This window comes from Streptomyces sp. NPDC043812, from assembly GCF_056436245.1.
Window position 1 is genome coordinate 166,339 of the sequence record NZ_JBWKCY010000018.1, and the last position, 23,708, is coordinate 190,046.

Consider the following 23,708-nt stretch of genomic DNA (forward strand, 5'->3'; position numbering starts at 1 on the left):
GGAGCACCCTCGGCGAAGGGCCCGGTACGGTCGCCGTACCGGGCCCTTCGCGTTGCTCAGCGGACCGTTACCGCACGCCCACCGCGCGGATGATCTCCTGCTTCACGGAGCCGCCCCTGTCGTCGGCGGCCGAGGCACGCAGCGAGATGTACTGCGCGTCGTGGGGCACCCGGACCGAGCCCTCCCAGGCGGCGGACTTGCCGCGCACGCCGTCGAGTCCGACCTTCGTCCACGTCTTGCCGTCGTCGAAGGACACCTCCAGCGTGCCACCGGTGATCTTCCCGGTGTCCGGCGCGCCCTTCACGTACTCGGAGAAGATCCCGAGGTCCAGGCGCTTCCCGCCGCGTACGTCACCGCGCAGGTCGGTGTCGACGTCGAAGCCGAGGTTGAGCATCGGGAGGAACGTCCACCGGTCGGACGGGGTCTCCTTGGAGCGGAACGTCCACTCCGCGTGGCCCTTCGTCGACAGCCTCCAGCGCTCGGGGTCCAGCGTGGTGTCGGTGACGACCTTGAACTCCTGCTCGGTCGACTTGACGCCGCGGGCGTACGCACCGGAGCTCATCTTGCGGTCGACCCGCACCCCGTCGACGTACACCTCGGTGAACTGCGTCATCGAGTCGTCGCCCCACACATCGCCGAATCCGGTGTGGTCGGGGCCCTGGTCGCCCCAGCCGGGGGTGTTGAACTGCAGGTTGTTCCCCGCCCGCTCCTGTCCCCAGCCGAGCCCGGTGCCCAGCCACGGGTGCAGCACGGGCTTGAACCAGTTGAGTTCGGGGCGTGTGCCGCCCTTGTAGTCCACCAGGCCGCTGCGCTGCTCGAGGGCGCCGGGGCCGCTGCTCATCGACTCGTGCCAGAGCTGGCCGGGGCCGGTGCTGACGTAGTCCGTGCGCTCCGCGGGGAAACTGATCCTCTCCTGGAAGCCGAAGCCGATCGGGAAGGTGTCGGTGATCGAGTAGCGGAACTCGCCGCCGTCTGCGGGCTTCGCCGCGTGGAACTTCGTGTCCAGTACGGCCAGTTCGCCCTTGCCGGGACGGTAGGTGAGGTCCCGGTCCGGGATCGCGCCCGGGTGTCCCTGCGACAGGTCGTAGGTGTACGACGGGTCCGGGTCGGCGCTGATGTCCACGCTCCGGTGACGGCGGGCGGCGTCGGCCAGACGGGCGCCGTCGGCGACGTTGACGGTCGCCACGTGCAGCGGCCGGTCCTCGTACTCCTCGGTGCCGAACCAGGCCATCAGCCGGCCGGGGGCGTCGTCGGTGACGAACAGGATCTTCGCGCCCGCATCCTGGGCGTTCTGTGCCAGCTGCGCCGGGGCGATCGCACCGGTGTGCCGGACGAGAACGGCCTTGCCGCGGACGTCCTTGCCCTCGTAGGCGGCGGCGCTGCCGTCGCCCGCGTCCACGATGCCGGAGCGCCAGTTGCCGTCGGCCATGGTGGTGCCGCCCTGCTGGGTCGCCCCGCCGATGCGGCGGCCGTCCACGGCCACGTCGAGGACCGGCTTGCCGAGCCGCCACACGGTCCGGTACTCGAAGGTGCCGGTGGCAGGCTTGCGGGTGGGCGCGGCAAAGATGCTGTCGTACTTGGGCGGGACCTGCACGGCGGCGCCGTAGTTCACGCCGTTCGCCTTGCGGCTGAACTCCATCAGCAGCTGACGGGTCTCGGTGCGCCGCTCCACCTCGGCCTTGACCTCGCGCAATTCGCGTGCGTCGAGGGTGATCTCACGGTCCCGGTCGAGGGTGACACCGGGCTCGGAGAGGAAGCCGACGCCGAGGGAGTCCTTGCCGTGGCTGCCGCGCACGTCGAGGAACGAGTCGACGGAGTACGTGCCGGGCTTCAGACGCAGTTCGAGCGTGCCGGACTCGTCGACCGTCGCCGGGAACGGGTCGTTGCCCTGCTCCAGCTTCTGCACACCGAGATAGGCGCCCGTGGCGTTGCCGTCACGGTCCTTGACGTGGACGGTCAGGGTGTAGCGCTCCTCCTCCTTCACCATGCCGACGGCGGTGTGCGCGACGGCCTTGCCGGCCGCGGTGGCGGTGATGCGGCCGGAGGTGTTGCCGACGGGTGCCTTGGTGCCGTCACCGGTGACCGTCGTCGCGGCGGTGCCGTGCGCGGGCACGGTGAGCGTGGTGTCGGCGAGCGTGGCGACGCCCGCCGGGACACCCTCGACGGCGAGGTCCAGGGTGACCGGCGCGTCGGAGTGGTTGGTGTACGTCACGGTGCGGGTGACGGGCTCGTTGCCTTCGTACGGCCAGCCGACGAAGCCGAGGTCCGCGCTGCCGGTGGCGGTGACCGTCGCGCCGACGGCCGCCGGGACGTCGACGCGGCCCGTGCCGATCGTGTAGGCGTCGGCCGTGAGCTGCTTCGACGTGCTCATCAGCGCGTCCTTGAGCTGCTGTCCGCTCCAGTCCGGGTGCTTCTCGGCGAGCAGCGCCGCCACACCCGCGACGTGCGGCGTGGCCATGGAGGTGCCGCTCATCGTCCGGTACGGGCCTTCGCCGGCGGTCAGCTGCGAGCGGGCGGCGAGGATGTCGACGCCCGGCGCGGACAGATCGGGCTTCAGCGCGTTGTCGCCGAAGCGCGGGCCCTGGCTCGTGAAGTACGCGGGCTCGTCCGCGGAGTCGACCGCACCGATGGTCAGGGCGGAGTCGGCGGAGCCCGGCGACCCGATGGAGCCGGGGTAGCCGCTGTTGCCGGCGGCGATCACGAACAGTGCGCCCGTGTCCTTGGACAGGGTGTTCACCGCCTGCGCCATCGGGTCGGTGCCGTCGGTGCCCTGCTGCGAACCGAGGCTCATCGACACGATCTTGGCGTCGATGTCCTTGGCCGCCCACTCCATGCCGGCGATGATCTGCGACTCGCTGCCGCTGCCCTCGTCGCTGAGGACCTTGCCGACGGCGAGCGTCGCCTCGGGGGCGACACCCTGCTCCTTGCCGTCCGACGCGGCGCCGCTGCCGCCGACGGTGGAGGAGACATGGGTGCCGTGACCGTTGCGGTCGGCGACCTCCTGCCCCTCGATGAAGGACCTGGACTCGGTGATGCGGCCCGCCAGGTCCGGGTGCTCGGCGTCCACACCGGTGTCGAGGACGGCGACCTTGACACCCTTGCCGGTGAGCCCGGCCTCCCATGCTTCCGGAGTGCCTATCTGGGCGTTGGACTCGGCCATGTCGGCCTTGACCTGCCCGTCCAGCCACACCTTGGTGACCCCGGCGGCGAACGCGGACCGGGAGCGCGCCGCACCTGCGGTGACGGAACGCCAGAAGTCGCCCGACGCGGCGGCCTCGACGGCCGCCCCGTTGATGCTGGGCAGGGCGCGGACCGTTTCGGCCCCCCGCGGCGTGGCGCTGCGCGCGTTCTTCGCGTACGAGACGATCAGCGGCGTCCCGTCGTCCCCGTCGAGGCCCTGCTCGATCAGAGTGGTGACGTCGAACAGCCGCTTGTCGAGGATGCCCGCGTTCAGGTACGGCCGAGCCTCGTCCGGGACGACGGTGATCCTGCCGTCGGAGATCTCGCTGCGTACGGCGCCGGAAGCCCCCTTGGGGCGCTGCACGTCGACCGCCTTCTTGCCGCTGCCGAGGTCGGTGACGGTAACCTTGTCGCCGGTGACCAGGCTGACGGTGTGCGCCGCGCGGGCGGCGGCGGTGGCCGGCGGCGCGGCAGGATCGCGGTCCGCGGTGGCGGCCAGTGCCTGTCCGGCAGGGAGCAGTACGAGCGAGAGACCGGCGGCCATCAGCCGGGCCCTGCGCCTCGCGGGTGCTCTTGTCATGGAAGCCTCTCCTCGTTCACGCCCGGTTGACGGGGTGGTTCCGGACGCTGCGACGAGTTTGGCGGCTGGGAAGTTGACTGAGGCAGGTATCGCGCTGGCGGGTAGCTGCCATGGCGGCCTCCCGCCAGCAGGCGGCGGGCGCCTGACCGACGGCCGGGGCGCATGGTTCGCCGACGGGCGCTCCGGCGGTGGAACACCTAGCTTGTTCCGGGGGCGATCCACGACCTGGAGGCTTGGGCACCATGGCAGTGCACCCCGAGGGCTCACCCTGCTGGGCCGACGCGATGTTCCCCGATCTCGAGGGCGCGAAGCGTTTCTACGGCGAAGTGCTCGGCTGGACGTTCGACGAGTCGTCGGCGGAGTTCGGCGGCTACACGCAGGCCCGGTCGGACGGCAGGGCGGTCGCGGCGATCGTCCCGCAGATGCCGGGCATGGAGGGTGTTCGGCCCGCATGGAACCTCTACTTCGCCGGCGCGGACGTCGAGGCGACCGCGGGCGCGATCCGTGACAACGGCGGCACGCTGACGATGGATCCGATGAAGGTCGCCGACTTCGGCACGATGGTCACGGCCCGCGATCCGAGCGGCGTGTACTTCAGCGTCTGGCAGCCGGACAGCCACCAGGGATTCGAGAGGACGGGCGAACCGGGCGCCTACTGCTGGGCGGAGGTCACCACCAGGGACGTGGAGAGGGCGGACGCCTTCTTCGCCGCCGTCTTCCCGTACGAGGTGAAGCGGATGCGGGACGACTCGGTGGACTTCGACGTGTGGCACGTGGGCGGCGAACCCGTCGCGGGGAGACTGCGGATGGGGGCGGAGTACGGACCGGAGGTGTCCCCGTACGTGAACGTGTACTTCGCGGTGGACGACTGCGACGCGGCCATCGCGAGGATCACGGCGATGGACGGCAGGCTGGACCGGGGCCCGATGGACGGCCCGTTCGGCCGATACGCGTCGGTGGCGGACCAGCAGGGCGCCGTGTTCTCCGTGATCGACCTGTCGACGACGGTGGGCGAGGTCCCGCCGCTCGACTGACCCTGCCCGGCCTCGGTGAGGCTGGGCAGGCGGGCACGGCCGGGGGCGCGCCCGAGAGGCCCTAGCGTCTGTCGGCCGGCTCGGCGTTCCACGTCGCCGGGCGCGGCTGCACCGCCGCCGGCGCCGGGGGGCGATGGTGGGGCGTCGCCTGCCGTTCCTGCGCGGCGGGCGGTTCGTCACTCACGCGGCGCAGGCCGGCCTCGGTCCCGGGACCCGGTGCGGCGCCGGAGCTACCGGGCGCGGCGGACGGCGCCCTGGAACCGCGGGTTCCCGCGTTCGCCGTGGGCGGCGATGCCTCACACGTCTCCGGTACGCAGCGAGGGTCGGCGGGCAGCGGGCCGTTCACCTCCTTCGTGTACGGCGCATCCGTCCCCGACTCCGCCCCGGACTGCGGCTGCGCACCGGCCGGCACCGCGTCGGTCGTCCAGATCTGGCCCGGCGAGCCGTCACGCATCTTGACCACGAGAGGTGATCCGGGGTCGGTCGAGGCGGGGACGACGGCGAGCCGTTCGTTCCAGCGCGGGATGACCTGGCCCTGGATGGTGAGGTCGTAGCGGTCGTCACCGGCATCCGGCGCGGTGGGCCCGGAGCACTCGTCCGCGACAACGATGCCATCGAGTCCGTGGGAATCCAGGCACAGCTCGGGCGCGGCCGAACTGCGCAGCCGGCCGTCGTTCTCGTACACCCACTGCTGGCTGGGCGACGAGGAGCAGGCCGCCATCAGGATGTCCACGTCCTTCTTCGCCTCGCTGCCGGCGAAGTCGACGCACAGATCCGCCTCGACGTTGCGCAGCCGGGTGGTCAGCGGTCCGACCGGGTGGGCGGCCGAGGTGGCCGAGGGCTGCGGCGTGGACGGCGAGGGTGAGGGCGACGGCGGGGTCGCGCCGGCAGCGGGCGGTGCGGTCCCAGTGACCGCACCGCTGGGAATGGGCGGGCCCGCCTCGTCGGAGTCGTCCGACCACAGGGTCGACACGAGGGTGACCGCCAGGACCCCGGTGACGGCGACGGCGACGCCGAGCCCCAGCGCGGAGGGCGTGGCCCGCTCCACGGCGGCGCGCCTGCCGCGCAGCACCAGGGCGGGCAGCGCGCGGGTGCGGCCGCTGCGGGAGTGGCGGCCGCTGCCGCGCGTCCCGGAGGCTGAGGTTCCGCCGGAACCGGCGCTCTGCCCGGTCTTCAGCCGGTTCTGACGGCGGCGGCCGGGGCGGGAGTCGAGGTAGGCGTGCGCCGCCCCGCCGAGCAGTGCTTCGGCGAGCAGCACGCCGAGCCGTCCTCCGGACTGCCTGAGCTGGTCTGCGGCGAAGCGGCAGTAGCGGCACTCCGACAGGTGCACCTGGATGTCGGGGATCAGCGCCCCGCCGCGGCGCAGCGATATGTCGAGGAGGCGGTTGTAGTGCCGGCATTCGCCGGTGGGCGCGTGCTCACGGTGGACCCGTACGCACATCTGCCGGAACTGTTCGCGCGTTTGCTCGAGTTGTTCGGTCGCGGAACGTGGATCAATACCCAACAAACCGGCGGGTATGGATATTCCTTCGGCCTCCGCCTCGGCATGCCAGAGCAGTACCTGAGCCGTCATCGGCATTGCGTGGAAAGCACGCGAGACCAATTGTCTGTTCTCGGCCGGCGGCTCGGGAATCATCAGCCCGGGCAGCATCGTGCTGATCCGCTGGTCACCGGCCCACGTCTTCGCCATATGACGGGTTGTCACCAGCAGATGGGGGCGCAGCGCGCCCGCCGTACCGTTGCGCGCCAGATTCTCGAAGAGCTGCGCGAAAGCCGCCGTACCGAGCATCGAGGCGATTTTCGCCGACGGCGCGCAGATCGAGGCGTAATCGAACACGGGCTGCCAGTGCCGCGCCAGAAGGGCGGCCACGGGATGCGCCTCCTGTGCTCCCGCACTGGCCTGCAGCGCCGCGGCGAACTCCTCGTCGGAGATCCCGGGTGAGCGGCTGGGCTGCGTGGACGGCACGTTCCCGGACGTGCTGGGGTGCTGCATAGACGTCTTTCCATCCATGGCATTGCGGTGGGGGGTTGCAGATGAGCCGTCGGCTCCGGTCGATGGATGCCGACAGCCGGTCGAAAGGCGTGCACCTGTTGGTACATACCTTCTGGTGGCGACGCCGTCCTCTTTTGGAGAGGTTCGCCCACATGAATTCGAACGGTTGATCAGAATGGCGTTTGTTCGGACGGTGAGGAAGCTCACCCTTACACAACTGGCCTGTCAGTAACAAGAGTTCTGGAACGACCGCCATTCACAACGCCCAGGACAAGACACCTGGCGGGCCCGGGGGCCGCTTTCTGGAACGCGAGTAAGAACAACAATGACGCGCCATTGAAGCGTCCGGTCTTGACGTATGCCCGAAATCGGTCCGTCACCCACCGGGTTACCGCGCGAAACACCTCACGACGAGGAACTGTGCTCCCCCGCACCCCGGAACACACCCCCGGACCACGCCCGCCGGGCGTCGGGCGGGACTACCCTACAACTCGGACAATCCGCCACGAAAGGATCACGCGGTGGCCTCTCGACTCAACCCCTACATCAGCTTCTCCGGCGACGCGAAGCAAGCCATGGAGTTCTACAAGGGCGTCTTCGGCGGCACCCTTACGTCCCACACCTTCGGCGACTTCCAGGCGGCGGATGCCGCGGACCAGGCCGACAAGATCATGCACAGCATGCTGGAGACCGCGAACGGCTTCACGCTCATGGGTGCCGACACCCCGCCCGGGATGGAGTACAAGCAGGGCAGCAACTTCGCCGTCAGCCTCAGCGGCGACAACGCCGATGAACTGAAGGGCTACTGGGAGAAGCTGTCCGCGGGCGGCAACGTGTCCGTCCCACTGGAGAAGCAGATGTGGGGCGACGTCTTCGGTATGTGCGTCGACAAGTTCGGCGTCGCCTGGATGGTCAACATCAGCGAGACGCAGTCCTGAGACGCGGCACTTGCGAAGGCCCCGGCGAGCGGAACGCCGGGGCCTTCGCAAGTGCCGCGCCCTGCGCGCGTACCGCTCCCCTCTACGATGGCGGCCATGAGACGGCAGCGGCAGCGCACGACCGGGTCCCGCGGGGCCCGGACCGGCCTGCTGCTGATGCTCGCCGTCCTTCTGGGCGTCGTGGCGATGCACGGGCTCGGCCCCTACGTCCCCGCGGCCCATGCGCAGGCGGCCTCCGCACCCGCGTCCCACCCGGAGCCGAGCTGCGCGGGACACTCCCACGCGGACCAGGAACACGGCACATCCGGCGGTCACGTCGAGCACGCGGACGGAACCTGCGCGGCGGGCGGAATCAGCGGCGCCCCCACGCCACCCGCCCTTGCCACCGCGCCGACAGGCACGGCACCCGCGGAAACAGTCCCCGCAGGCGAGCGCCCGCAGCACCCCGCCGGCCGCGGACCACCCTCCCTCAGCGAACTCCAACTCCTGCGCATATAGGGCAGCCCCGGCGGCGTCCCGCCGCTCCCACATGCCCTTTTCGTCTCCACAGCACAGGAGTTGCACCACCATGACCGCATACGCCTCCCTGCCCCGCCGCGCCGCCGCGCTCGCGGCCACCGCCACCGCCGCCCTCGTCCTGGTCGCGTGCGGCTCGTCCGAGGACGGCTCCGCCGCCCACGGCGGCCACGGCAACATCAGCCCCGCCGCCTCCACTCCGGCCGCCGAAGGCAAGCCCAACGCCGCCGACGTCGCGTTCTCCCAGGGGATGATCCCGCACCACCGCCAGGCCCTGGCGATGGCCGCCCTGGCCGAGACCCGCGCCGGCTCCGCGGAGGTGAAGGAGCTCGCGGCGCAGATCCGCTCGGCGCAGGGACCGGAGATCAGGACTCTGTCAGGTTGGCTGACGTCCTGGGGCGAGCAGGTCCCGGCCGAGGGCGCCGCGGGCGCCGAAGGCGGACACTCCGGTCACGCGACGTCGGGAATGATGACGTCCGACGAGATGGACCGGTTGGAGAAGACCTCGGGTGCCGGGTTCGACACCGCGTTCCTGACCCTGATGGTCGAACACCACAAGGGCGCGGTCGAGATGGCAAGGACGGAACGGAGCGCCGGCTCCTACCGGCCGGCCAGGGATCTCGCCGGGGACGTGATCGCCGGCCAGAGCGCCGAGATCACCCGGATGAACAAGCTGCTGCGCGACTGACCGTCCGGCATCCGGGCGTACGGCAAAAGGCCCCCGGCGCGTCGCACTTGATGTGCGGCGTTCCGGGGGCATGCTCGTCATGCGACGGCTGAGAACGATTCTGCACGCGTAGCGCGCGGTGGGGCGGGTGGGACTCGAACCCACGGCCGACGGATTATGAGTCCGCTGCTCTAACCGGCTGAGCTACCGCCCCTTACGGCGCGTCGCGCACATTTGTGCGCGCCGTCTGCCGCAGCATAGCCGGTCATACGATCTCCTGCTTCGGATGGTCGGCAACGCTCGACCATGAAGACATCGCAGCGTGGCCCACGGTTCCGGATGTTGCGCACGGCACACGAACGAGGCCCGGAAACGCGAAAGAGGACCCACGTCGGGGCCCTCTTCCGTATCTGCTCCCCCGGCTGGACTCGAACCAGCAACCCTCCGGTTAACAGCCGAATGCTCTGCCAATTGAGCTACAGGGGATCGCGCTCCCCCGACTGGACTCGAACCAGTAACCTGCCGGTTAACAGCCGGCTGCTCTGCCAATTGAGCTACAGGGGATTGCTGCGTATGCACCGAACGTACCCACCAGGGGCCTCCCGGGGGGCGTGCGCTCGCTGCGACACATACATTAGCGCAAGCAGGGGGGTGCTCCGCCAATCGGTTCGGTGCCGGGTGATCACGGGCTCCGACGGGTAGGCGGGCAGCACCGACGCAACGGAAGGTGACACCCATGCGGTACAAGCTCACGTTCGTCGCCGGACTGGCCCTCGGCTTTGTGCTCGGCACACGGGCCGGGCGCGAGCGCTACGAGCAGCTCAAGAAGTCCGCGCGGCAGATCTCGCAGAACCCGGCGGTGCGCAATGCCGCCGAGTCCGCCGCGCACAACGGTCGCGAGGCGGCCGGCAAGGCGTTCCACGCCGTGAGCAACAAGGTGGGCGACCGCGTGCCGGAATCGGTGGCGGAGCGGGTGCGGGCGCTGCGGGAGCGCGGTGCGGGCGCCGAGGACGACTGGGGAACCACCAACACCTGACGCGGCGGCCCGGGAAACCGGGCCCCGCCGACACATCCGGCCGCCTTACCGGCAGCTCATGCGGTGAGGACTCCCGGGGTACGGCAGAATTCCGACCATGGGGATAGTCGCCGGGTTGGACAGCTCGTCCGGGTTCACACGCATCGTCGTCTGTGACGCGGACACGGGTGCCGTACTGCGCCAGGGGTATGCGCCGCATCCCGTCGAACCCAAAGCCACCGAGGTCGATCCGCAGGCATGGCTGCTCTCGCTCGGCGAGGCCGCCGGCGGCGGGCTGCTGGAGGGCGTGCAGGCCATCGGGGTCTCCGCCCAGCAGCACGGTCTGATCACTCTCGACGCGCAGGGCGGTCTCGTGCGGCCCGCGCTGCTCGGCAACGACAAGCGCGCCCAGGTCGCCGCAGCCGATCTGATCGACGCGCTCGGCGGCCGGCAGGCCTGGGCCGAGGCCGTCGGATCGGTGCCGCAGTCCGCCCAGCCGGTGGCGAAGCTTCGCTGGCTGGCGCGCACCGAGGCGGAGCACGCACAGCGGGTCGCGGGCGTGATGCAGCCGCACGACTGGCTGGTGTGGCAGCTGCTGGGCCGCCCGGCGCGGCGGACCACGGACCGCGGCGGCGCCTCCGGCACCGGCTACTGGTCGGCGGGCACCGGCTCCTACCGTCCCGACCTCGTCGAACTCGCCCTCGGGCACCAGTGCGCGCTGCCCGATGTCCTCGGCCCCGCCGAAGCGGCCGGGACCACCCCCGAAGGGCTGCTGATCTCGGCAGGTACCGGGGAGACGATGGCGGCGGCCTTCGGGCTCGGTGTCGGCGTCGGCGACGCGGTGGTGTCGCTGGGCGCGTCCGGCTCCGTGATGGCCGTGCACCACGAGGCGCTGGCCGACCCGAGCGGCATGATCACCTCGTTCGCCGACGCGACCGGGATGCACCTGCCGGTGGTGCACACCCTCAACGCCGTGCGCGCGCTGCGCGGCACGGCCGAGCTGCTGGGCGTCGCCGAGCTGGCCGAACTGTCGGCGCTCGCCATGAAGTCGACGCCCGGCTCCTCCGGGCTGGTGCTGCTGCCGTATCTGGAGGGCGAGCGCACCCCGCAGCTGCCGCACACCGCCGGCACGCTCAGCGGCCTGCGGCGCGAGTCGATGAGGCCGGAGCATCTGGCGCGGGCCTCGTTCGAGGGCATGCTCTGCTCGCTGGCGGACGCGCTCGACGTGCTGCGCGGGCGCGGCGTCGATGTGCGTCGGGTGTTCCTGCTCGGGGCGGCCGCCGAGCTGCCCGCCGTGCAGGCGATCGCCCCCGCGATCTTCGCAGCGCAGGTCGTCGTGCCGCAGCCCGCCGACTACGCGGCGCTGGGTGCGGCCCGGCAGGCGGCCTGGGCGCTGGGCGCCGCGAACGGAACGCACTCCCCGCAGGTGCCGCCGGCCTGGCAGGGCGCCGCGGCGCAGGTCTTCGAGGCGGGCGAGGACGCCGCGGTGGGCAAGGCCGTGCGCCAGCAGTACGGGGCGACCCGCGACCACATCCACCCGGGGGCGTTCTCCGCCGCTCGGTGACGGCCCGTTCTTGACCCGTGCTTGGCGAAAACCGCTGGGGTTGGTGTGGTCGGGTGTCGGAAGATGGGGTGACCCCCGACCTTGCCGAGCCCGAGAGACAGCGTGTGCTGATACGACTGCTGCGGACGTACCTCAGTCCGTACAAGAAACCCATCGCCCTGCTGGTGGTGCTGCAACTGCTGCAGACCAGTGCCACCCTCTATCTGCCCACCCTCAACGCCGACATCATCGACAAGGGTGTCGTCAAAGGGGACACCGGCTACATCCTGACGGTCGGGGCGCTGATGATCGCGGTCAGCGTCGTCCAGGTGCTCTGCAACATCGGGGCCGTTCTGCACGGCGCCCGGACCGCGTCCGCGCTCGGGCGGGACGTGCGGGCCGACATCTTCGCCAGGGTGCAGAGCTTCTCCGCGCGCGAGGTCGGCCAGTTCGGTGCGCCGTCGCTGATCACCCGTACGACCAATGACGTCCAGCAGGTCCAGATGCTGGTGCTGCTGGCGTTCACGCTGATGGTCTCCGCGCCGATCATGTGTGTCGGCGGCATCGTGATGGCCCTCGGCCAGGACGTGCCACTGTCGGGTGTGCTGCTGGCGGTCGTGCCGGTGCTGGGCATCTCCGTATCGCTGATCGTCAAGAAGATGCGGCCGCTGTTCCGCACCATGCAGGAGCGGCTGGACACGGTGAACCGGGTGCTGCGCGAGCAGATCACCGGCAACCGCGTGATCCGCGCGTTCGTGCGCGACACCTACGAGAAGGAACGCTTTCGCGGCGCGAACGACGAGCTGACCGACGTGTCGCTGTCCACCGGCCGGCTGATGGCGCTGATGTTCCCCACCGTGATGACCGTGGTGAACGTGTCCTCCGTCGCCGTCGTCTGGTTCGGTGCGCACCGCATCGACAGCGGCGCGATCCAGATCGGCGCGCTGACCGCGTTCCTCGCGTATCTGATGCAGATCGTGATGGCCGTGATGATGGCCACCTTCATGTTCATGATGGTGCCGCGTGCCGAGGTGTGCGCCGAGCGCATCCAGGAGGTGCTGGACACGGAGTCCAGCGTCGTCCCGCCCGCGGCGCCCGTGCGGGAGCTGCGCGCCCGCGGGCAGTTGGAGGTGCGGGGTGTCGACTTCCGTTACCCGGGCGCGGAGGAGTCCGTGCTGCGCTCCGTCGATCTGGTGGCCCGGCCCGGCGAGACCACCGCGATCATCGGCTCGACCGGCAGCGGCAAGTCGACCCTGCTGGGGCTGGTGCCCCGGCTGTTCGACGTGACCGGCGGCGAGGTTCTCGTCGACGGCGTGGACGTACGGGAGCTGGAACCGGCGCTGATGGCGCGGACGGTCGGGCTCGTGCCGCAGAAGCCGTACCTCTTCTCCGGCACCGTGGCGACCAATCTGCGCTACGGGGATCCGGACGCGACCGACGACGAACTGTGGCAGGCGCTGGAGGTCGCCCAGGCGGCCGACTTCGTTCGCGGGCTCGACGCCGGGCTGAACGCGCCCATCGCCCAGGGCGGCACCAATGTCTCCGGAGGCCAGCGCCAGCGGCTCGCGATCGCGCGGACCCTGGTGCAGCGGCCGGAGATCTATCTGTTCGACGACTCCTTCTCCGCCTTGGACTACGCGACGGACGCGGCGCTGCGCGCCGCGCTCGCGGACGAGACGGCCGACGCGACGGTGGTGATCGTCGCGCAGCGCGTGTCGACGATCCGCGACGCGGACCGGATCGTGGTCCTCGACGAGGGGCAGGTCGTGGGGACGGGCAGTCACCGCGAGCTGATGGAGAGCAATGAGACGTACCGGGAGATCGTGCTCTCGCAGCTGACGGAGGCTGAGGCCGCATGAGCGGGCCGGGTGGACGAATGATGATGGGCCAGTCCGGCGAGCGGTCGATGGACTTCAAGGGCTCGGGCAAGCGGCTGTTGCGGCAGCTCGCGCCGGAGCGGGGCCCGCTGTGGCTGATGCTGGCGGCAGGTGTCCTGAGTGTCGCGCTGACGGTCGTCGGGCCGAAGATCCTCGGCATGGCGACCGACCTGATATTCGCCGGGGTCGTCGGCCGGGAGATGCCCGAGGGCACCACCAAGGAGCAGGCGATCGACGGCGTGCGGAACGAGGGCGACGGCTCGCTCGCCGACATGCTCGCCGGGGTGGACTTCACGCCCGGCAACGGCATCGACTTCACCGCTGTCGGCAATGTGCTGCTGGCGGCACTCGCCGTGTACGTGGCGGCGGGCCTGCTGATGCTCGTGTCGACCCGCATGTCGATCAAGGTGATCAACCGGACCGTGTACCGCATGCGCGAGGACGTGCAGGCGAAGCTGTCGCGGCTGCCGTTGTCGTACTTCGACAAGGCCAAGCGCGGCGAGGTGCTCAGCCGGGCCACCAACGACATCGACAACATCTCGCAGACCCTGCAGCAGTCCATGGGACAGCTGATCAACTCGCTGCTCACCATCGTGGGCGTGCTGGTGATGATGTTCTGGATCTCTCCGCTGCTGGCGCTGGTCGCGCTGGTGACCGTGCCGGTGTCGGTGTTCGTGGCGACGAAGATCGGCAAACGGTCGCAGCCGCACTTCGTGCAGCAGTGGAAGTCGACGGGCGCGCTAAACGCCCACGTCGAGGAGATGTACACCGGTCATACGCTGGTGAAGGTCTTCGGGCGGCATGAGGAATCCGCCCGGGGCTTCGCCGAGCAGAACGAGGCGTTGTACGAGGCCGGGTTCAAGGCGCAGTTCAACAGCGGCGTGATGCAGCCGCTGATGTTCTTCATCTCCAATCTGAACTATGTGCTGGTCGCGGTCGTCGGCGGTCTGCGGGTCGCGTCGGGCACGCTGTCGATCGGTGATGTGCAGGCCTTCATCCAGTACTCGCGCCAGTTCTCGATGCCGCTGACGCAGGTCGCCTCGATGGCGAACCTGGTGCAGTCGGGTGTCGCGTCGGCCGAGCGGATCTTCGAACTGCTCGACGCGGAGGAGCAGGAGCCGGACGCCGGGACCGGCGCCGGTCTTGAAGCGCTCCCTGAGCCGCCGCGGCCGCAGGGCCGGGTGGCGCTGGAGAGGGTGTCGTTCCGCTACGCCCCCGACAAGCCGCTCATCGAGGACCTGTCACTCGCCGTCGAACCCGGCCACACGGTCGCGATCGTCGGCCCGACGGGCGCGGGCAAGACGACGCTGGTCAATCTGCTGATGCGGTTCTACGAGGTGACCGGCGGCCGGATCTCCCTCGACGGCGTCGACGTCGCCACGATGCCGCGGGAGCAACTGCGGTCGGGCATAGGGATGGTGCTGCAGGACACGTGGCTGTTCGGCGGCACGATCGCGGAGAACATCGCGTACGGCGCGTCCCGTGACGTCACCCGCGAGGAGATCGAGGAAGCGGCGCGGGCCGCGCACGCGGACCGGTTCATCCGTACGCTGCCCGACGGCTACGACACCGTGATCGACGACGAGGGATCGGGCGTCAGCGCCGGCGAGAAGCAACTGATCACCATCGCGCGGGCGTTCCTGTCGGACCCGGTGATCCTGGTGCTGGACGAGGCGACGAGCTCGGTGGACACACGTACCGAGGTGCTGATCCAGAAGGCCATGGCGCGCCTCGCGCACGGGCGGACGAGCTTTGTGATCGCGCACCGGCTGTCCACGATCCGGGACGCGGACGTGATCCTGGTGATGGAGAACGGCGCGATCGTCGAACAGGGCACGCATGAGGGGCTGCTGGCGGCGAACGGCGCGTACGCGCGGCTGTACGCGGCGCAGTTCGCGCAGGCGGTGGTGGAGGTCGAGTGACGGGCGGGGGCGGGGCGGGCCTGCTCCCGCACCCGCCCTCCCCGTGCGCGAGGCGGCAGGCTCAACCGCCGTCGGCAGCTGCGTGATCGGTGGACCGCAGCAAGGTGTGCACGGTCGATGCCATGACGGCTCGAGCCGCTTCCGCGTCAAGTCCGCTGGTGCGCCAGTGGTGCCACGCACCCCATGTGGTGACAGCGTCGAGTCCGTGGAGGAGTTCGGTGCGGGCGGGCTCGGGGAGTCGGTCCAGTTCCGGAGCGAGGACTTCGGCCAGGCGCGCCTTGGCCCGGGCGAACACTGCCGCTTCGGCTTCTCGGATGCGCTCCGCCCGCTCCAGCCGTGGTACGGCCAGGCGGGCAGGAGTCACCCATTCCAGGATCCGTGCCCGCTGGGCCGTCAGTGCGGTGACCCGTTCCTCGCGTGAGCCGGTCGTCGGCAGCGGCTCGACCCGCGCCTCGAGGGCGGCGAGGCGCCGGGCGATGGCCACTTCGACGAGCTGGTTCACGTCGGTGAAGTGGTGGAACACGAGGCGCCGCGATACGCCCGCCCGCTCGGCGACGGCATCGGCATCGGCATCGGCGGGAAACTGCGAGATGCCCTCGTCCAGCATGGCCGGCAGAGCATCGGCGATCTTCTCCCGTGTCTGGCGACCTCGCTCCGTCCTTCCGTCCACAGCCATTCCTGCAGACCCGGCTCGGTCCCGAGACGCGGATGTCAGGGGCTGAGGACCAACTGCTCATCAGCCGCGACCTCTTCGGGATGCCGTTGACCATCAGCGCCGAGGTGGTTCTGGTAGGCAATGTCCTCACCGTCCGGCCGACCGCCGCGTCACTGGGCGGCCGGCCCGTCGACCCCGCCACAGCCCCGGCCCTGGGCCGGGCATTGGAGGAGACGAAACGGGAACTGCCGGAACTCCCTCTGGGCCTTGAGACAAAGAGCGTCTCCGTCGGCGACACGGGGCTCACGCTGCACACCCGGGCAGAGGACGTCACGCTGACATAGGAGCCGCTGGAGGGCTCGACGAGCCGGACGTCAGTCCAGGTAGCCGCGCAGCTGGTCCGCGAACGCGTGGTCGCGGAGTTTGTTGAGGGTCTTGGACTCGATCTGGCGAATGCGTTCGCGGGTCACGCCGAAGAGGCGGCCGATCTCCTCCAGCGTGCGGGGGCGGCCGTCCGCCAGGCCGTAGCGCAGTTGCACCACCTTGCGTTCGCGTTCACCGAGGGTGGAGAGGACCGCTTCGAGGTGCTCGCGGAGCAGGAGGAAGGCCGCCGACTCGACGGGCGACGCGGCGTCGCCGTCCTCGATCAGGTCGCCGAGCGCGACATCGTCCTCCTCGCCCACGGGCGCGTGCAGCGACACCGGTTCCTGGGCGAGGCGCAGGACTTCGCCCACCCGCTCGGGCGCCAGGTCGAGCTGCGCGGCGACCTCCTCGGGGGTCGGTTCGTAGCCCCGTTCCTGAAGCATCCGGCGCTGTACCCGCACCACACGGTTGATCAGCTCGACGACATGGACGGGGACCCGGATGGTGCGGGCCTGGTCCGCGAGTGCGCGGGACATGGCCTGGCGGATCCACCAGGTCGCGTAGGTCGAGAACTTGTAGCCGCGGGCGTAGTCGAACTTCTCGACCGCCCTGATCAGGCCCAGGTTGCCCTCCTGGACGAGGTCGAGCATGGTCAGTCCGCGGCCGACGTAGCGCTTGGCGACGGAGACGACGAGGCGGAGGTTGGCCTCGATCAGCCGCCGCTTGGCGACCCGGCCCATGACGACCAGCCGGTCGAGGTCGACGGCGAGCCGGGAGTCCGGGTCGGGGGTGTCCGCCAGCCGCTCCTCGGCGAAGAGCCCTGCCTCCACCCGGCGGGCGAGTTCGACCTCCTCGGCTGCGGTGAGCAGCGGGATGCGGCCTATCTCGCGCAGATACTGGCGGAACAGGTCGGACGACGGGCCGCTGCTGTCGGAGGCGCGGGCGGCGGGCCGCGGCGGCTCGGGCGGGTCGAGGTCCTCCACGACTTCCTCGGCCACGGGCACCGCCTCGGGGTGTCCGGCGGGCCGGCCCTGTGCGGGCACCTGCTCGACGTCGGCCGCGGCGACGGCCGCGGCGGCGTCGGTCTCGGTCAGGGTCTGGGTCTGCACGGGGGCGACCTCCAGGGTGATCGCTGCCGGTCGGGGGCGTACGGCAGCTCCGAGGGCTCAGGCACCGCCCCCAGTGTGGGGTACGACACATCCCTGCCACGAGGGGCGTGCGGTGACTTTTTGAGACCCGTGCGTGACCGGTCGGTTACTCGGATGCCTGTCCTGCGGGGGTCTGGGAGCATCTGCCGGTGCACAAGAGCTGTGAGTACGAGACCCATGTGACCGTTCGCTGCCCGGACGGCGGCGTGGAGCGGTTGGACGCATGGGCGCGGGCGGCCGGGCTGAAGGTGACACTCATCGAACTGGCGCGGGGCCGGATGCTGTCGCAGCCGATGCTGACGCTGAAGGGCGCGGACGGCGTCGCGGAGCAACGGGCCTCCGCCGAGCGGCTGGTGGGGCGGCTCAGGGCGGCGGGCTTCGATCCGGTGCGGGTGAAGATCGAGACGACGCCGTGGTCCCCGGCGGTCCGGTCCGCCGCCTCCGGCGGGTACTTCGAGCACCATCTGAAGCTGCTGCTGGACGAGGAGTTCGACCGGGAGGCGCTGACGGCGCTGGCGGTCCGGCACGGGGCGCATCTGTCGTGGAACGCCCGACGGGTGGCGGCGGGGGGCCGCCACGAGCGGTTCGTGACGCAGCGGTGCCGTGGGGTGTCGGCCGGGGAGGCAGGCGCGGTGTGCGACGCGCTGGCCGCGGACCTGCGGGCTCAGCGGTACGAAATCCTTTCGCAGGAACGGGAGTTCGTGCTGTACGACAGTGATCTGTCGGTGGACGACGGCTGGATCGAGGAGAGGTCGGGGCAGTGAACGAGGCATCGATGGCGCGGCTTCCCGGCGGGCCCGACGAGCCGTCCGCGGAGCGCGAGCGCCGGCGTATGCGCCTGCCGCGCACGCTGCATGCGGGCATCGGCCAAGAGGGCGCGCGTCACAGGGTGTTCGACCCGGCGCTCAAGCATTTCGACGCGGCTTACAGGCCCCTGGACACCGCCGGGTCGGATGCCTGGCAGGCCGCACGGCGCAACGCCCTGGAGACCGTTGCCGTTGCCGTGGCCCGCTCGCGGTGGGCGGATTCCCTCGTGCTGCGCGGCAGCATGCTGATGGCCGGGTGGTTCGGGCCGAAGGCCCGTGAGCCGAAGGATCTGGACTACGTGGTGGTTCCGGCGGACTGGGCCCTCGACGAGGAGCGCACGGGCACGATGCTCGACGAGATCGCTTCGGCGGCGCAGCGCACGGCCGAGGAGCGCGGCGGAGCGCCGACGATCGACGCGAGCGGTGCCGAGTCCGAGTACATCTGGACGTACGACCGGGTGCCCGGCCGCCGGATGGTGCTGCCGTGGCGGGTGCCGGGAATGCCCGGCGGCCAGGTGCAGCTCGACTTCGTCTTCAACGAGAGGCTGCCCGAGCAACCGGTGCGGGCCGTGGTCGCCGGTGAGGAGGTGCAGGCGGCGAGCCCGGGTCTGTCCCTGGCCTGGAAGGTGCAATGGCTGGTCAACGACATGTACGTACAGGGCAAGGATCTCCACGACGCGGTCCTGCTGGCCGAGTCGCACCCGCTGTCGTACGACCTGCTGCACGAGGTGTTCAGGCTGTCCGGCGAATGGCCGTACACGGACCGGGAGGAGATCCTTTTCGCCGACGTCGAGGAGGCTCTCGGTTACGTGGAGTGGGACCACTTCATCGCCGACTACCCGCAGTTCGCGGACGACGAACAGGAGTACGCCGGGCGGCTGCTGACGGCACTCGCCCCGACCTTCGCGGCTGAGCGGTAACCCCGGCGGCTCGGCCCGGCGCGGAACAAGGCGCCGTCGACCTCCTGTTCCGCGGCCGGCCGCGAGGAGCGCTCCGGAACACGAACCGCCCGCGCCTACCGCGTCGCGGCAGGTCTTCCGGGCACGACGTTCACGGTCGTCCCCGGCCGAGTGCGAGGGGCCCGAGGACGACCGGCCCGGTCGACGGCCGCCGGAGTCAGTCTCCGCGCGGCCCCCGGAAGTCCACCGAGGTGACGAGGGCGTAGTCGAAGTAGATCGGGTCCCCCTCCTCGTCCATCGGGTACTCGAAACTGCTCTCGTTCGACAGGATCACCTTGAGGTCGGGAAGGGTGTCCACTCCGTCGTCGTTCTGCTCGACCGTGTGGCCCCGTTCCTCCAGGCGCTCCAGCAGCTCTTCGCTGGGAGTGCGGAAGACGTCGAGCCCGTCGAGGGCGACCGTCACATCCGCGTCCTCGATGCGGAACCGGTACACATGGATGTCGGTCAGCGCGCCCTTGGTGAAGCCGAGATTGAACTCCGTCAGGGACCCCCCGTGCTCGCAGAGCACCTGCCCCGGCGCGTCGCCGTAGTCCGGGTCGGACGGGGCGAAGCCCAGTTCGCGCGCGGCCCCGACCGCCTCGTCGGCCGACATGCCGAGCCTGAGCGTGGCAACTCCCACCTCCGGCAGCAGCTCCAGAATCATCGCCATCCCTTCCGACCGTCCGACACGTGACACCGCCTACTCTGCCGCATCCCATCCCCCGTATCCCTATCCCCGGGGCGGTACGAATCGCAGCGGATTCCTCATCGCAGCAGCTCGGCCTCGTCGATCGTCCAGCCCTTCTTGGTGAGCAGCGCCTGAAAGTTCTTGTTGTCCTTCAGGCTCTCCACCATCTCCCGGATGTGGTCGTCGTACTTTCCGGGGAACTTGTGCTTGATGTCATCGATGTCCATCCGCATCGCCTCGGTGAGCCTGCCCTGGCTGATCAGTTCGCGCTGCCACTGATGCCATGCCTGGGCCACCAGGTCGTTGTCGGTGCTGTTCAGCTTCTTGTGGTCGGCACGCTCCATGCGAATGGCCGGGCCGTTGTTGACCTTCTGCTTCTTGTGCGGCTTGTTCGCGATGTAGAAGCCCGGCTCGATGACCTGCTTCCAGGCCGCCTTGGGCGGAATGTGGTTGACCTCCATCGAGTCGGGGAACCGCGACCCGTCCGCCTTCTCGTTGGCCGGGAGCAGGCCGCCGTACCAACCGCCCTTCTCGGTACACCCCTTGGCGATCAGCCCCTCGGGATCCATCCAGGTGTACGGATTGGTGACATAGGCGGCCGGATTGGCGGCGGGGGCGAGCCCCAGAGGGTCGGACGACACATAGCGGGCCGTCTCCGGGTCGTAGTGCCGGTGGACGTTGTAGTGGAGACCGGTCTCCGGGTCGTCGTACTGGCCCGGGAAGCGCAGCGGGGTGTAGGCGGCGGCGTCGCGGTTCCAGGCCGTGAGCCCCCAGACGGTGGAGCGGTTGTACCAGGCGATCCCGCCCTGTTCGTCGACGAGTTCGGTGGGCGTGCCGACCAGGTCGGTGACGATGGCGAAGAAACGGCTGTCGATCTCGTCCTGTTGGGCGTCGTCGACGGTGCGGCGCTCCAACTGGGACAGGGGGCGGTAGCCCTCGTGGTCCCAGGTCAGGGTGACGCCGGACGCGGTGTCGGTCTGCTCGGCCAGCCGGGTGTCCTCCCAGGAGAAGAGGACCGTGGCCGCGACCGTGGTCCCGTCGGCGGCCATGCGGTGTTTGGCGGTACGACGGCCGAAGGGGTCGTAGGTGTAGCGCCAGACCGTTCCGTCCGGGGTGGTGCAGGAGGTGAGTCGGTCCTCGGCGTCCCAGGTGTAGTGCCAGGTGTCGGGCTTGTGGGACAGGCGCTTCTTCTGACGCAGTACGACGCGGCCGGCGTCGTCGTACTCGTAGCGCAGCCCGCCGGCGGAGACCAGACGCGTTCCGTCGTACACCCGCTCCCCGCGGCTCTCCGTGTGGCGGGCCCGGTCGGGCCACTGGGCGCCGGTCTGGTTCCCGGTGGCGTCGTAGCTGTACTGCTCCGACCAGTCGTCCACACTCACCCCGAGCGGCCGCCCCAGCGGGTCGAGGTCGAACCGGGTGGTCAGGCCGTTGAGCTCGTCGGTCGCCGAAGTGAGCAGCCCGTCGGCGCGGTAGCCGAAGGCCCGGGAGCGGACAGTGCGCCGGTCCGTGGAAACCGTCTGGGACGTCAGACGGCCGATGGTGTCCCAGGTGGAGGCGAGCGCCACCGGAGAGGCGGCGGGCCCGAAAGTGCGAGTCAGCTCGCGGCCCAGTACGTCGCGGGTGAAGTCGATGGCGTGGCCGCCCACCGCGACGCGAGTCCGGTTGCCGCCCGCGTCGTACGCGTACGACGAGACGGCCCCGGTGGGTGTGGTCCGCGAGATCAGCTCGCCGTGAGCGTCGTAGCCGAACCGCATGGTCCGTCCGTCCACGGTCTCCGCCAGCAGGCGGCCCGTCGCGTCGCGCTCCAGGGTGAGGGTGGACGTCGGTGTCTCGGCCCGGGTCAGCCGGTCGGCGGCGTCGTAGGTGAATCGGGTGACCGTCCCGGCGGCGTCCTTCTCCCGCAGATTGCCGAGGGCGTCGTAGGCCATGGTGACGCGGTGGCCGGACGGGCTGACGCGGGCGACGAGCCGCCCGGCCGCGTCGTGCTCGTAGCACGTGGTGCGGCCGTCGAAGTCCGTCTCCGACGTCGACAGTCCGGTCGGGCCGTAGGCATAGGCCCATGTCCTGCCCTGGGGGTTGCGGACCCCCGTGACCCGCAGTTCGGTGTCGTACGTGAACTCGTAGCGCGCCCCGTCCACACCGGTACGTGCGGCCAGCAGATCGAACCAGGTGTACTCGAACCGGACGGTGCTGCCCAGGGTATTGGTGTGCGAGAGGCAGTTGCCCTCCTCGTCCCAGGTCCACGACTCCGTCGTGCCGTCCGGGGCCGTGCGCCGGGACAGCCGACCGTCCGGCGTCCACTCCAGCCGGGTGACGGAACCGGCCGCGTCGGCCGACTCGCGAGGCCGCCCGAAGGCGTCCCGGGTGAGGGTGTACGTGGCGCCCTGGGAATCCGTGGCCGACAGGGTGAGCCCCGCGGGATCGTTGACCCGCCGTTCCGTCAGGCCGTTGGGGAAGGTGACCGTGGCGGGGGCGCCCGTCGCGTCGTAGGTGTAGCTGGTCGACGTGCCGTCCGGGGCTGTCACCGCCAGCCTGTTCCCCCGGTCGTCGAAGGTCTGCCGCCAAACAGCCCCGTCCGGGCCCGTGACTGACACGGGCAGATGCCGCTCGTCGTAGGCGGCGGACGCGCGGCGCCCGTCGGGCAGGAGCATCGTGACCAGGTCGCCGCGCTCGTCGTAGCCGAACTCGGCGGTGTTGCCGAGTTCGTCGGTGCGGGAGAGCGGATTGTCGTAGCGGTCCCAGGTGAACAGCACGGTGTTGCCGCGGGCGTCGGTCTCGGCGACGGTCTGGCCGAGGCTGTTGAACCAGGTGACGGTCACCGCACCCGTGGAGTCGGTGAACCGGGTGACGCGGGCCTCGATGTCGTAGGAGAAGCGCGAGGAGAGCGCCCCGTCGGGGCCGATCGTCTCCACCACCCGGCCCCCGGTGTCGTAGACGTAGGTGTACGTGTGGCCGTTGCGGTCCGTCCACGACGTGACCCGTCGGTGCTCGTCGTAGGTGAATCGCAGGGGGACACCGGACGAGCCCGCGACCGACTCCAGGTTCCGCTCGGTGTCGTACCCGAAGGAGGCGACGCGCACCGGCCCTTCAGGGGTCTGCACGTCCAAGGAGGTGACCACTGCGCGCTCGGGATCGGTGCCGACGCGCACTCGGTAGCCGGCGTCGTGGCTCACGACGGCCGGCAGGCCGTCCTCGGTGCGGCTGATCCGGTAGGCGTTGCCGTTGCGGTCCTCGATCTCGCTCAGCCAGTACAGACCCGTGCGATACGGGTTGCCTGTGAAGCGTCGGGTGAGTCCCGAACGCGGGTCGGTGACCGCGTACGTGACATCGCCGAGGACCCCCCGCTCGACGAAGACGAGCGGCAGCCGATCACCCTCCAGCGGCAGCATCTCCTCACCGCCCTCGGCCGGCAGAGCCGAATAGAACAGGACGGAGCCGTCCTCCCGCGCCCAGGCGGCGCCTGCACCGGTCATCTCCAGGCGCTCGTCGAACGTGGATGCCCAACTGCTGCCGTAGCAATGGCCGAAGCGGTAGCTGGATATGTGCGTACGCCGCAGTACCAGCGACAGGATGCCCGGCAGCACCAGGTCCGTCTGGGTCATGACCATCTCTCCGGTGGCCACGTCCACCGGGTCGGTCTTGCACCTCCGGCTGAGAAGAGACATCGCCACCTCGCGGGCTCGCTCCAGTGCTTCGCGCATGGAACGGGGACGCCCCCGCTGCGGACCCGATGAACCGCGGCGCCCGTCGAGGCCGTCGTCGTCCTTGCCGTCCTTGGTGAGGATGTTCTTGACGCGGTCGCGGACGTCGCCGTCGGTGTCCTTGTGGGTCTTGGAGCCGCCCCT

General features: G+C 70.3%; 16 protein-coding genes, 3 tRNA genes and 1 pseudogene. 11 read left to right on the top strand and 9 right to left on the bottom strand.

Annotated elements, in window-relative coordinates:
* Positions 1-67: 67 nt before the first annotated feature.
* Entirely contained in the window at positions 68-3,760 is a 3,693-nt protein-coding gene (locus tag AC067Z_RS25940; RefSeq protein WP_478791998.1) for a S8 family serine peptidase, read from the bottom strand.
* 242 nt (positions 3,761-4,002) lie between these two features.
* Here AC067Z_RS25940 and AC067Z_RS25945 point away from each other — a divergent pair, with 242 nt between their 5' ends.
* Positions 4,003-4,794 carry a VOC family protein gene (locus AC067Z_RS25945; protein WP_478791999.1) on the top strand — a complete coding sequence of 264 codons (792 nt, stop codon included), beginning with the start codon at positions 4,003-4,005 and terminating at the stop codon, positions 4,792-4,794.
* Between the two features lie 61 nt (positions 4,795-4,855).
* On the opposite strand, the gene AC067Z_RS25950 is transcribed toward AC067Z_RS25945, so the two are convergent.
* On the bottom strand, positions 4,856-6,787 hold the full coding sequence (locus tag AC067Z_RS25950) for an RICIN domain-containing protein (RefSeq protein WP_478792000.1): 1,932 nt from the start codon (positions 6,785-6,787) through the stop codon (positions 4,856-4,858).
* A gap of 521 nt (positions 6,788-7,308) precedes the next feature.
* Here AC067Z_RS25950 and AC067Z_RS25955 point away from each other — a divergent pair.
* From AC067Z_RS25955 to AC067Z_RS25965, 3 genes are all read left to right on the top strand, one after another.
* Entirely contained in the window at positions 7,309-7,725 is a 417-nt protein-coding gene (locus AC067Z_RS25955; protein WP_478792001.1) for a VOC family protein, read from the top strand.
* A gap of 96 nt (positions 7,726-7,821) precedes the next feature.
* The gene (locus AC067Z_RS25960; protein ID WP_478792002.1) at positions 7,822-8,223 is read left to right on the top strand and encodes a DUF6153 family protein; all 402 of its coding nucleotides are present in this window, start codon (positions 7,822-7,824) and stop codon (positions 8,221-8,223) included.
* Between the two features lie 70 nt (positions 8,224-8,293).
* Positions 8,294-8,929 carry a DUF305 domain-containing protein gene (locus AC067Z_RS25965; RefSeq protein WP_478792003.1) on the top strand — a complete coding sequence of 212 codons (636 nt, stop codon included), beginning with the start codon at positions 8,294-8,296 and terminating at the stop codon, positions 8,927-8,929.
* A gap of 119 nt (positions 8,930-9,048) precedes the next feature.
* Here the strand turns inward: AC067Z_RS25965 and AC067Z_RS25970 are convergent.
* The 3 genes from AC067Z_RS25970 to AC067Z_RS25980 all read right to left on the bottom strand — a co-directional run bounded on the left by AC067Z_RS25970 (position 9,049) and on the right by AC067Z_RS25980 (position 9,472).
* Positions 9,049-9,122, bottom strand: a tRNA-Ile gene (locus tag AC067Z_RS25970).
* A 199-nt stretch (positions 9,123-9,321) separates the two neighbouring features.
* Positions 9,322-9,394 (bottom strand) — tRNA-Asn (locus AC067Z_RS25975).
* Between the two features lie 5 nt (positions 9,395-9,399).
* Positions 9,400-9,472: transfer RNA gene (locus tag AC067Z_RS25980), tRNA-Asn, on the bottom strand.
* A gap of 172 nt (positions 9,473-9,644) precedes the next feature.
* On the opposite strand from AC067Z_RS25980, the gene AC067Z_RS25985 reads away from it, so the two are divergent.
* From AC067Z_RS25985 to AC067Z_RS26000, 4 genes are all read left to right on the top strand, one after another.
* Positions 9,645-9,944, top strand: a complete 300-nt coding sequence (locus AC067Z_RS25985; RefSeq protein ID WP_478792004.1) for a YtxH domain-containing protein — start codon at positions 9,645-9,647, stop codon at positions 9,942-9,944.
* Positions 9,945-10,041: 97 nt separating this feature from the next.
* Entirely contained in the window at positions 10,042-11,487 is a 1,446-nt protein-coding gene (locus tag AC067Z_RS25990) for an FGGY family carbohydrate kinase (RefSeq protein ID WP_478792005.1), read from the top strand.
* Between the two features lie 104 nt (positions 11,488-11,591).
* Complete coding sequence (locus tag AC067Z_RS25995) at positions 11,592-13,325, top strand: ABC transporter ATP-binding protein (RefSeq protein WP_478792022.1); 1,734 nt, start codon at positions 11,592-11,594, stop codon at positions 13,323-13,325.
* Positions 13,322-15,265 (top strand): ABC transporter ATP-binding protein, encoded by a 1,944-nt coding sequence (locus AC067Z_RS26000; protein ID WP_478792006.1) that lies wholly within the window; start codon positions 13,322-13,324, stop codon positions 15,263-15,265. The genes AC067Z_RS25995 and AC067Z_RS26000 overlap by 4 nt, the downstream gene beginning before the upstream one ends.
* A gap of 61 nt (positions 15,266-15,326) precedes the next feature.
* On the opposite strand, the gene AC067Z_RS26005 is transcribed toward AC067Z_RS26000, so the two are convergent.
* Positions 15,327-15,941 (bottom strand): TetR/AcrR family transcriptional regulator, encoded by a 615-nt coding sequence (locus AC067Z_RS26005; RefSeq protein ID WP_478792007.1) that lies wholly within the window; start codon positions 15,939-15,941, stop codon positions 15,327-15,329.
* A 32-nt stretch (positions 15,942-15,973) separates the two neighbouring features.
* Between AC067Z_RS26005 and AC067Z_RS26010 the strand changes: the two genes are divergently transcribed.
* Positions 15,974-16,264, top strand: coding sequence for a hypothetical protein (locus AC067Z_RS26010; protein WP_478792008.1), 291 nt, complete (start codon positions 15,974-15,976; stop codon positions 16,262-16,264).
* 30 nt (positions 16,265-16,294) lie between these two features.
* On the opposite strand, the pseudogene AC067Z_RS26015 reads toward AC067Z_RS26010, so the two are convergent.
* Positions 16,295-17,449, bottom strand: a pseudogene (locus AC067Z_RS26015) (RNA polymerase sigma factor); the annotation flags it as partial.
* 131 nt (positions 17,450-17,580) lie between these two features.
* On the opposite strand from AC067Z_RS26015, the gene AC067Z_RS26020 reads away from it, so the two are divergent.
* Entirely contained in the window at positions 17,581-18,195 is a 615-nt protein-coding gene (locus tag AC067Z_RS26020) for a hypothetical protein (RefSeq protein WP_478792009.1), read from the top strand.
* Positions 18,192-19,157 (top strand): nucleotidyl transferase AbiEii/AbiGii toxin family protein, encoded by a 966-nt coding sequence (locus AC067Z_RS26025; protein ID WP_478792010.1) that lies wholly within the window; start codon positions 18,192-18,194, stop codon positions 19,155-19,157. The genes AC067Z_RS26020 and AC067Z_RS26025 overlap by 4 nt, the downstream gene beginning before the upstream one ends.
* Positions 19,158-19,353: 196 nt before the next feature.
* On the opposite strand, the gene AC067Z_RS26030 is transcribed toward AC067Z_RS26025, so the two are convergent.
* On the bottom strand, positions 19,354-19,845 hold the full coding sequence (locus AC067Z_RS26030; protein WP_478792011.1) for a hypothetical protein: 492 nt from the start codon (positions 19,843-19,845) through the stop codon (positions 19,354-19,356).
* Between the two features lie 95 nt (positions 19,846-19,940).
* A partial coding sequence (locus AC067Z_RS26035; RefSeq protein ID WP_478792012.1) for an RHS repeat-associated core domain-containing protein occupies positions 19,941-23,708 on the bottom strand: 3,768 nt, incomplete at its 5' end.